Origin of the sequence: Chitinophaga sp. NPDC101104, from assembly GCF_050277495.1 — a bacterium.
In the GTDB taxonomy this organism is placed as follows: domain Bacteria; phylum Bacteroidota; class Bacteroidia; order Chitinophagales; family Chitinophagaceae; genus Chitinophaga.
In genome coordinates this window covers 2,685,247-2,696,052 of sequence record NZ_JBNNSF010000001.1, presented here as the reverse complement: position 1 = coordinate 2,696,052, position 10,806 = coordinate 2,685,247, and the positions used below count along the sequence as shown (strand labels likewise).

Sequence of the window (10,806 nt, the reverse complement as noted above, 5' to 3'; positions counted from 1 at the left end):
AGCTTCTGGAATAAAAATCCCTTTCCCGAAAACCTGTTTCCCTATTCCTCCGGAATGCACTCGCCAATCATTTCCCAAAGCTCCTTCAAACATGAATGAGAATCAGCCGACCACACCGTCCAATCCAGGTCGGCCCGAAAACCACTTCTATCAAAGTCGGCGGACTGAATCTGGGGCCATAACCTTAACAATATTTCCAGATCCTTTCTTAATTGCTGGGCATGGACCTTAAAATCTTCAATTTTTGCAGGGCACAATGACAATAAATTCGCCTCGCGCATTGCACTTCCATCCAAAGCCACTACTTCAACTGGATAACAAAGCCCTCCGACAATATGGTCCAATTCGTCAGACAGGCCGTTTAGAAAGTATTCCTCATTTCCGCTATCCTGCATCGGAATATTCCGGTACGCTAATAAATAAATAGACTTTTTAACTTTGTAAATGCGTAACTGGAGCCATTCCAGTGAAATATTTTCCATCTCATTAATAATTTATACCTCTCGGACAGCCCAAGTTCTTTATTTTTTTCACCCTTTTTGCAGTACATGCATCTTTTATTGGTGATAGCAATAATATAACAATTGTCGGTTTCCGCCTTTTAACTGTTTGTTAAGCAAAATAATAAATTAACTAACACTTACATATATGCGAATTCAGATTTATTTACAACGGGCATATACATTATATAATTATACACTACATCAACAAATGTTACATCAAATAAAATATTGCTCTTACCATCACCCGGTTAAGAAGATAGCATCTTAACCATGGATTAACTGGCCTGACCTACAGTTTAAAAAAAATATTCAACCTGCTCCTTTGTCCGTTTATCCCCAACTTCCATGAATTCGTAAACCCGACCCAATGGCTGTTTCTACTCCGACAAATACCCCTGAACTTTCACTATCCAAAATGGAAGAAGTGCAACAACGAAGTGTTGCACACATTGTCACCAATATCGCAATAGTAACTTTTGGGTTTGCAATCCTGTTTGGTCAAATCCTGTATTTGATGTCCGGCGACAGATCCATACTCATCGCTGCGCTCATTGAAGCCTTCCTTTGTGTAGCGATCATAGCAGTCAACGAAAAGGAAAATTACAGGACCGCAGTATTACTAACTTTCATCACGCACTGTTCTTCGACCTTCTATTTCGGCTTGATGTTTACTTCCAACGTTCCGGTCGATACAATGATAATTTTCCTGGGTGGAATAGCCTGCCTGATATTCCAACGGCTGGTGGATAGGATATTTGCTGTCGCCCTGGTCGCTCTTTTGACGCTTACCTTAGAATATAACTACCTCGTACAATTTGCACCTGCAAACACTAACACACAGCCAATTGAAAATAGTATCCGGTATATGGTAATCGGTACTGTTGGGTTCCTAACTATTATGATGCTTTATTTCTATTCTCGCCAGATCAGGATGTGGAAAAGGAAAGCCAGTGATCAGCTGAACCAGGTAGAAACCAGTAAAAACGCAGTGGTAAAATATGTAATGGAAACATCCCACCAGGCACGGAACGATCTTAACGTTGTCTATGGAATAATACAACATGACCTGCAGGCTGGAGCGGCGCCAATGCAACACATGCAAATTATGTGTAATGGTATTCGGGCGGTAATCGATCAGAGCAACAATTACCTGAACTGGGCAAAGGTAGAAAAGGGGCTGGCATTCAGTATCAATTTTGAACCAATGAATTTTCATGACTGGATGAACAATATAGTCGGAAGATTTCGCTTTCTTGCGGAGAGCCGATCCCTGATACTGCATTTGATACTTCCAGCACCCGCCCCTGCATGGATCATGATGGACAAAATTGCATTAGATACCATTATTAGCAATTTGCTCACCAATGCGATCAAATATACGCTTGCCGATACCATCATTAAGCTAAAAATAGAAACAACGGATGATGAAATTCATTTTTTTATCATCGACCAGGGAAAAGGAATGGACAAGGAAAAATTGGTTTCTATTTTTGAGCCATTTACTAGCGAAGGCAGCTCCTTCCTACCCAGCACCGGCTTAGGGCTGCCAGTTTCTAAAGAAATGGCCCACGCCCTGGGTGGTGAACTAACAGCGTACAGCTCGATCGGAATGGGCTCCACTTTTCGCGTAACACTGCCCTTAATGCTTGCAGCGCCACAAAAGGCCGGTTCACAACCTACCCGAAACCTTTCAGATCTTCATGTGCTCGTTGCAGAAGACGATCCTATGCAGCAAAAAGTCATAAAAATGAACCTTGAGCAGCAAAGGATGATAGTGCACACAGCGAATTCAAAAGATGAATTTTTGAATTCACTTCATTCTCAAAAGATCGACGTAGTGGTGGCCGATTACCAACTACCAGGCTTTACGGGCTTGGATATCGTTAACTGGATCAGCAATACCCCAGACTGGAAAAACATCCCGGTTATAATAACTTCAGGAGAAACGCTTTCCGGCGACCGTAGCGATATCCGGGAATATGCGTTAAGTATCGGCGCCGCTCGTTTTCTTTCAAAACCGCTTGATTTCAAACAGCTCGCAGATGCCATTGCAAACGTCATAGAACCTGCAGAAAAAACAATGTCTCATACAGTATAAGTGCTACCAGCACCGTTCATCCACATGACTGCGAATTAATCGCAGTCCTTTTTTTTAGATTCAGGGCGAGATTATACCGTAACCATTAACGACACTCCCATGCTCTCCCTGTCCATCCCGGCACTCTATGCCCCGTTCGAAGAACGCATCAATCCCGGCGTACGCCTAATTGCTTACCGTACTCAGCAATGGGTAAGCCTTTACCAGTTACATAGTGACGACAACTTCGATACCTATGTTGATGAGGGGCTCAGCTGGATGACAGCGCGCTTTTACCCATCCGCCACCTTGGAGCGGCTATCACTTACCGACCGATTCAACACCTTGCTTTTCGCACTCGACGATCTGATGGATCACCATGACCATAAATCAGAAGTGATTTCCAGTCGTCAACGCTTCGAAGCCTACATTGACCGTTGCATGAAAATCATGAACGGAAAAAAATTGGATCTCCCACCTACAGGCCACCTTTCGGCACTGGAAAATATCTGGGCAAGTATTACAGCAATGACCTCAACCGCATGGCAACTTCGCTTCTGCGCTGGTATTAAGCACATGTTTGACGCAGCTTTGTGGTCACATGATAATGTCGCGGCCAACCGGCTTCCCTCCATTTCGGAGTTTTACAAAATGAGACCGTTTCTCGGCGCAGCAAATACCAGTACAGACATGATCGAGTTCTGTGAAAATGTGCATCTACCGGCAAGCATTCGCGAACTGCCATCTATCCAGGAGCTCACCCGCTTGTGCCAAATAACGGTATGCCTGGCCAACGACCTATTTTCACTATCAAAGGAAATGGCACATAAGGACAAACACAACATGGTGACAATCGTTCAATCGGAATTGGATTTATCGCTAGAAGATGCAATCGATTACACCGTATCGATGCACGACAATGATGTCAGGAAGTTTATCCGGTTAGCCCAAACAATACCGGACCACGGCAGGCAGCGGTCGGCACTCCGAAAATACATCCGGTGCCTGACTGCCCTGATGCGCGGAAACATCGACTGGAGTATCTCCGAAACAGGGAGGTATCACTTTACATACCAATATCCTGCCCTTGCACAATCGAATCGCACGGTATTAGTACCGGTCCCCTGATTACCATATCCAACATCTAACCCAACCCCATTTCAGCGAGTATACATCCCGCTCGAATATGAATTCCCTCAAACCCAGGCATATTTCCCCCACATGGTGAAAAATGGTAGTTCCCGGCCGACGCCCGGCGCATCTTTGTCGTGTACTACCGTCCCGTAACAACAAACATAGAATTACCATTTATTCATCAATCCCCTTACTATGAAATTTTCCTCCATTGTTTTGCCTTTGGCATTGGGCTGCGCTATTCTCGCATTAGAGCACTGTAAAAAAGCAGCAGATCCTGCGTCCCTTGCACCAGCAGACCAACATTTAACCCTCCCTCCGACTTACATTCTACAGAATCTTGACCAGCGGCTTCAGGCAGTCATCCAGTCTTTTCAATCGAACCCGGAAAGCTGCGTACGGCTCTCGGAGATCACCAGGCGATCAGGTACCCCGTACTGGTCCAAAGCCCTGATCAGCCAGCAGGGCAATATGATCCAGTGCCTTGTACCACTAAAAAAAGGGCCCGATAGTCTCTTCCGATCGTTCGCCGCCATCCGGCTGGACAGCAGCCTGCATATCAATTCTTATCACAAAAATTTGTTGCCGCGCTATCGTCGCTTACATTCAAGCCCAGGGGCAGTACAGGTTAACCACGCTCTGAACGCGCTTAACAGCTTCGGCTTTGGCACCTCCACTTATGACTTAACAGGACTCGACAGGCTGGAAATGACTGCCGTTCGCTCCCTAGCTTCCACTAAAGCACCGACGAACAGGACGCAAGTCCTTGGAGGAGTACTTATCACGACCTGTTACAGCTGGTCCACCTGTCAGGGAGACGGTATGGGCAACTGCGTTGGAGAAACGTATTATTTTGAAGAATGTGTAACTGACTATAAATCCTTTCCTGACGACCCCAACATCAGCAGTGCCGGTGACCAAGGATACGAAGGATCAGGAACTAACTACCCTCCCGCCGGCATCGGTCTGGCCACCCGAAGTAGCGCGGCTATGCCCCCACCCAAGGTGACCGTTACAAACCTCGCTGCCTACCTATCCTGCTTCAATACAGCTTTCCCGGCGAAAATTATCGTATATGCGGATCAGCCGACGGCAGGAACCACCGAGCCCGTTTCTATCCTGGGGGGCATCGGGCATACATGGATCACTATCGAACAGCAGCTCCCTGGCGGCGAATTGATTAGGCGCTCCTTTGGCTTTTATCCCCAGCAAAAGGTAAACCCCTTTGGCAACAAAGCCGCCACGGCTTCGATTGGCAACGATGAGTTACGCGGGTTCGACGTCAGCTGGTCAGCCACGCTCACACCTGACAAACTCGAAAGAATGCTGCAGGCTGTAAAGGCACATCCAGAAACGTACAACCTGGCCAGCTATAACTGCGTGAATTTTGTAATCGACGTTGCCGCTGCAGGTGGGATTACCCTCCCACGAAACCGGACAAGTTGGATAGTTGGATCAGGTCTGAACCCCGGAACATTTGGTGAAGATCTACGTCAACTTCCAAGTTCAAATGGTAAAAAAGGTACCACACTCCCTAATTTCGGCAATTGCCTGTAAACTTCTCCTTTTTCTCCTTCCCCTTTTCCGCCAGGGTCACCTTATTGGTGACCCTTTGCTTATGCTACTTTTCAATGCAGATCCCACAGGCTCCAGGTAAAATTGTAATCGATTATAGTATTAGCATGAAACAACTTCAAGCTGACGTAGTATTCTGTCAATTCTTCAAGTGATACAGTCGCATTGCACGCTATTTCGTGATAGGCATTTCTAGCTACCATCATCATCTTCTGATTGTACCATGTACTCTGGTAGAGCTTATCACGAATAACAGCAGCATTCTTCTCCGCATAAACAAACAGGAAACTTTTATCTTTCATCCCTGCGGGGAATAGTGTATCACCATGCGAAAAATTTGCGAAGTTGCGGATCAAGCAATCAACCATCGGAGAATTAGCAGGCGCTTGGAAAGGAGTATATACGTCACGCGATGCTTTGGTACAGGATAGAAATAGCAGTATTACTACAATGTAGTACATTTTTTTCATAAAGACAGGTTTAATGGAAAGCCGGCATTACCGACAGCACAAGCAAATGGAGCAATGCTCTGCCTGTCCCAAATATACGAGTTCTACAATCCTCCTGGATTCCCAATGCGGGAAGCCGTAGTCAGTATATATAAAAACCTCATTGACGTATATCAGTAAATGGCATGGGAAATGTATATAGCTCAGACTCTTCTTGCGGCAAATGCCGCTCTACAAGATCGAATCCAGCATTTAAAAGCAATGGCGTACCCATCAGATTTGTAGGTAGTAGCGTCGTCCATATCCTGGTAACACCTTCCCTGATCCACCAATCGCAGACTGATCGCAAAGCAGCGACTATGACAGGAACCAGCGTGATCTCCGGATTGAAATGCATAAAAAAGCAGTAATCCCCCTTCTTTACGTAGTGACTTGTTACCGAAAGTTCACAGGACCATTCCTCTACAATCTCAACCTGAACAATAGGCTGATCCTCCCAGTATAGCATATAGGGCTGCGCATCTTCACTCATCGCCAAGTCAAATAAATGCTGGCTTAGTGCCTTGCCAAGATCCCCGGGCTCCACAACAGTCCCCCAAGATATTTTTTTCCACCGAACCAATACCGGTACGTCGGACGGAATATGAATTGTTTTACAGTTGATCGTATACCCTCTGGCGGATTTTTGCCAAACGGTTTGCCCAGGCTCCATGGGATTGTAAGATGATGTAATTTCCGGCATGATGTAGCTATTCCAGTTCATGGCATGATAAGGTTTGGCTACCGGAATTTACATCCGCGCACGGGAACCCCTCCAAAAAGGTAACCGTGTTAATCAGAGCATAATATAGGGAAAATAGATTGGAGTGAAACTAAAGGCAAGTTCGCAAAACTATCGGTGCCAAATACCCTGTTCATATCACTTTATTGCGCAGCCATGACCACTTTCTCCATCCGTTAAATAATTCCCCTCCTATTAGACTAATGGTTTCCATGTATAAGACAACCAAAGCCAATATTTCCTCACGGAAAATTGGTAGATTCATTACTAATAAACCTTATCTGATTTTTGGGCCTCCTGTCGCATCCTCATCCCCCGAAGATCGTTACATTTATTTGCCAGCCATGATTGTGCTAGAGCAAGACAGGAGTTTTATTATCTCCGTTGTAGAGAAAATGAACCGCAATCCACAAACCGACTACTCCATCGATAGCCTGGCCTTGGATGCGGGAATGAGCATTCGCAAGTTCACCGACATCTTCAGGTCTGTCACCGGAAATTCAGTCCATCAGCAGTTAACTGTTACAAGGATGGAAAAAGCCATGGAGCTTTTAAGGAGCAGCAACCTACCTGTCAGCAATATTTCCAAAAAAGTCGGATATCGAAGTAGCAGCTCATTCACAAGGAAATTCAAGAAATACGCTGATATGACACCGTTAGAATACCGGCACTCGCAATAAGGGTTAACCTGTATGTATATAATTTTTGCCGGTTCGGCATATTACGGTATTGTAATTTGCATACAGATTCCAGCATCACCATCGACATAAAACTAAATCGGGCGCTTCTACCCTCTTTGCTACCCGTCATCATCATCACTAAAATCCGCTACAGGATAGATCGAGTTTTACTATTTACGCGCAATTTCAATTTGATATACGCTTGGACTTAATGTGAGCCAGGGAAATAACGGCGATACTGCCCAGCGAAACCTAATCCGGAACAAACACCGGCAATAGGATGGTTAAGGTCCATTAATGTTTATCCTGCGTCCCGTTCCGGACAGGTCCGGGACGGAATGCAGGTAACTCAAAACCTTGTCTTATATGAAACGCTTCCTATTCTTTATTTTAATTGCACAAGTATTCTATGTATCTGCTTGCAAAAATAAACACGTGGATAAAGAATTCATTGCAAAGATCCAAACTATCCCAACATTTGAAGCGCAAGAACTGGATAGTACTTCAATATTCAATACATCGAAAATCCAGTCGGGCACACCCACTATATTTCTATACTTTGATCCTGAATGCCATACTTGCCAGGACGAAACCAAAATGCTCACGAAATACATTGCAGACTTTAAAGGCACGAACATCATAATGCTTTCTATGAGCGATGTACCGCGTATAAGGAAATTTGTGAAGGACTATAGTCTTGACTACTACAGCAACATAAATGTACTAAAGGACCACAAATACACATTCCTGAATGTATTCAAACTTCAGGAGATTCCATCTGCGGTTATTTATGATAAAGAAAAGCAAATCTTAAAAATATTCAGATATGCTCCCAGTAGGGAAGAAATAATGGAATTGCTTCATTTATAAATCCTCAAGGACGGATCAATGATAAAAAATAATCTATACAACCGAGATATCGAAAGCATCGATTGGAGCGAAATTGATGATTACAGTGTCCATCTCGACAACTTTGGTATTACCTATGATAGATCCGGCTTCCATTACGTAGTTAATAAGCCCAAACTAAGAATTGGTTGGATACTACATGTATCTGTCATCATAAGAGAAATTAGTGAACTCTTAAAATATATACTTCCGGTTCTGCAAGAAAGGAAGGTAGCTTTCAAAATAGTGCAGAATATTCAAGCGGCAAAAAATATTCAATATGGCGAAGGGGGAAAAGAGTTGATAGGAAAGATCATTACCATATATCCAGATTCCATAGAAGACGCAAGAGAGCTTGCCACAATCTTAATTAACATTACAAAACCCTTCCAAGGCCCCGAAGTATTGACCGACTATTGGTTGGGAGGCACAGTCTATACCCGATATGGAATATTCGAACCAGGATATACATACAACGAAAATGGCGAGCGTCTACGGGCAACAAAATTAGAAAACGGATCGATAGTTATAGACTATGTTTCAATCCCATTCAACCTTCAGGAAAGTGTCGCATGGCCATTTGAATCAATTACAAAATTTTCACCGAAAGAACAATTAACAACCCATATCGGGCCTTACAAAATAGTTCATACTCTAAGTAGTCACCCAAAGGGAAATGTTTACTTAGTCGTTGACGAAAATGATAAATCACAGAGACCACTTATCATAAAACAAGGAATTAAGCATATGTGGTCAGACGAAAGCAACCGGGACATGACAGATCGAATCGAATGGCAATACAAAGTGCACAAAAGCCTGGAACAAAAAATTCCAATTCCGAAAATTGAAGACTACTTCTCACAGGCAGGAGATTCTTACCTGGCAATGGAATACGTTCAGGGAATTCCACTGATCGATGCAAGATACCGAATAGTAGACGACTGCGCTGCGTGGTTTGCAATTGAAAAAAACAAGCAACTGCTAATTCTTAATATCGCATATCAAGTCACAGAGATTATTGAAGCTTTTCATATAGAGGGACTTTTACACCGTGATCTTACACCCGCAAATTTCCTTTTGGACATCAATGGGGTTGTCCGACCTATAGATGTAGAGACAGCATACAGATATTGGGGAGCTGAACAATTCCCCCCATTTCAATATGGCACCAAAGGATATGCGGCCCCGAATAACGAAAAAATAGGTACTCCGATACCTCAAGACGACATATATGGACTAGGGGCGCTACTGTTCTTTCTTTTGACAGGGCTTTCACCACACATGTTTACCATGTATGAAAGAAACAATACGGAAATATCACTGGAACAGCTGATTGGTAAAAACAGAATTTCTTCAATTATTTGCTGCTGTCTGGATAACAATCCAAGTAACAGACCAACCATTGAAATACTCAAAACAGAAATATTTAGTTATTGCGAGGAATTATCTGAAGATAAACACCTAGAAGAGAAACCCCAACAAATACCCCTCCCCATTTCCAAAATAAAGGATGCAATTCAAAAGTCCATAAATGGCTTGACATCTCCTCCAACTGAAATCGCTGAAGGACTTTGGCTTACATTAGGAAGAGGAATGAAAACGGAGAACAAATCCATGTATCACTCGCATCGCCTAGACAATGGAATTTCTGGAATTCTACTTCTGCTATCCATAGCAAAAGCGAATGGTTACGATATCACGTCCGGATTAGAAATGGTGAAAAAGGGGATTGCCTATTTGCAAACCAAATTTATTTCATTCTACCCAAAGGTTTCTCCTGGACTCTATGACGGCGCAGCCGGAGTATCTCTATCAATGTTAAAATCAATATCAGCGGGGCTTCACCCATACAACTTGACAGATGTAGCGATATGCAAAAACCTGATGTTACTTAATTCAAATGATCCTAGCATAGCTCAAGGAATTTCAGGCCAAGCACTCGCAATTATCGAGAGTAGGGCTTTCTGGCAAGAAGACGAATTCAAGACACAGCTTAAGACGCTACATGACAAACTTGTAGCCGCAATGATAGAAGCAGGAGAATGGTCATTTATGATTGACGAAAATGAAGAAAGAAAATACCTGTGTAGCTTCTCATTGGGAAATTGCGGGCCCATCTACTTTCTATTAAAATATTATAAAATATTTCCAAATATTGAAACGCAACAACATCTTGACATTGGTTTAGAAAAACTCATCAAGATATCTGAGGGACTAATCAGGAAACACAGCGAAATTTCGACGGCTCAGTTTAGCAAGGAGTACCCAGGACTTGAGTCTATTAATGCTGCAGCATATGTTCTATTAATGGCTTATGAGATATTTAGGGAGGAAAGGTTTCTGATTATTGCCGATCAATTGATCGATTTACGCAATCCGTACGAATTACATCAATTATTCGATCTTGACAGTGGCCTTTCCGGCCTTGGAATCCTACTTCTATACGGCCATAAATGCACAGGACGATCAGAATACTTCACGAGGGCAACCTGGATTGCAAATGTTTTCTGCGGTCTATCATTTCAATTCAATTCAAACTCGTCTTACTGGGTAGGATCTACGAGATACAATCCCATCGCTGAATTAATTGAAGGAAACTGTGGCATCATTCTATTTTTGATGGAATATGAAAAAGCGTTAAGTCAAACGCAGGTCAACAAGCACAATGTGTAGCTACAATTGTATATAGCAGGAACAGCCACCTGTTAAAAAGCTGAAG

Annotated in this window: 9 protein-coding genes; 6 read left to right on the top strand and 3 right to left on the bottom strand. The window is 43.4% G+C overall.

The genetic code is table 11. The features are described 5' to 3' along the window. Nucleotides 1-41: 41 nt before the first annotated feature. Nucleotides 42-482, bottom strand: coding sequence for a hypothetical protein (locus ACQKLP_RS10780; protein WP_427322764.1), 441 nt, complete (start codon nucleotides 480-482; stop codon nucleotides 42-44). Nucleotides 483-870: 388 nt separating this feature from the next. On the opposite strand from ACQKLP_RS10780, the gene ACQKLP_RS10775 reads away from it, so the two are divergent. The 3 genes from ACQKLP_RS10775 (at nucleotide 871) to ACQKLP_RS10765 (ending at nucleotide 5,271) form a co-directional block, all read left to right on the top strand. Continuing rightward, entirely contained in the window at nucleotides 871-2,601 is a 1,731-nt protein-coding gene (locus ACQKLP_RS10775) for an ATP-binding response regulator (RefSeq protein WP_427322763.1), read from the top strand. A 99-nt stretch (nucleotides 2,602-2,700) separates the two neighbouring features. After that, nucleotides 2,701-3,708, top strand: a complete 1,008-nt coding sequence (locus tag ACQKLP_RS10770; RefSeq protein ID WP_427322762.1) for a terpene synthase family protein — start codon at nucleotides 2,701-2,703, stop codon at nucleotides 3,706-3,708. 201 nt (nucleotides 3,709-3,909) lie between these two features. Next, nucleotides 3,910-5,271: a hypothetical protein gene (locus ACQKLP_RS10765; protein WP_427322761.1), complete on the top strand. Its 1,362-nt coding sequence runs from the start codon at nucleotides 3,910-3,912 to the stop codon at nucleotides 5,269-5,271. 71 nt (nucleotides 5,272-5,342) lie between these two features. On the opposite strand, the gene ACQKLP_RS10760 is transcribed toward ACQKLP_RS10765, so the two are convergent. Together ACQKLP_RS10760 and ACQKLP_RS10755 are read right to left on the bottom strand one after the other, a co-directional pair. Then, nucleotides 5,343-5,759, bottom strand: a complete 417-nt coding sequence (locus ACQKLP_RS10760; protein ID WP_427322759.1) for a hypothetical protein — start codon at nucleotides 5,757-5,759, stop codon at nucleotides 5,343-5,345. A gap of 139 nt (nucleotides 5,760-5,898) precedes the next feature. Continuing rightward, nucleotides 5,899-6,501 carry a hypothetical protein gene (locus ACQKLP_RS10755; protein WP_427322757.1) on the bottom strand — a complete coding sequence of 201 codons (603 nt, stop codon included), beginning with the start codon at nucleotides 6,499-6,501 and terminating at the stop codon, nucleotides 5,899-5,901. A gap of 230 nt (nucleotides 6,502-6,731) precedes the next feature. On the opposite strand from ACQKLP_RS10755, the gene ACQKLP_RS10750 reads away from it, so the two are divergent. The 3 genes from ACQKLP_RS10750 (at nucleotide 6,732) to ACQKLP_RS10740 (ending at nucleotide 10,760) form a co-directional block, all read left to right on the top strand. Next, nucleotides 6,732-7,199 (top strand): helix-turn-helix transcriptional regulator, encoded by a 468-nt coding sequence (locus ACQKLP_RS10750; RefSeq protein ID WP_427322755.1) that lies wholly within the window; start codon nucleotides 6,732-6,734, stop codon nucleotides 7,197-7,199. Nucleotides 7,200-7,565: 366 nt separating this feature from the next. Beyond that, entirely contained in the window at nucleotides 7,566-8,069 is a 504-nt protein-coding gene (locus ACQKLP_RS10745) for a TlpA family protein disulfide reductase (protein WP_427322753.1), read from the top strand. An 18-nt stretch (nucleotides 8,070-8,087) separates the two neighbouring features. Further along, complete coding sequence (locus tag ACQKLP_RS10740) at nucleotides 8,088-10,760, top strand: protein kinase domain-containing protein (RefSeq protein WP_427322751.1); 2,673 nt, start codon at nucleotides 8,088-8,090, stop codon at nucleotides 10,758-10,760. Nucleotides 10,761-10,806 lie beyond the last annotated feature (46 nt).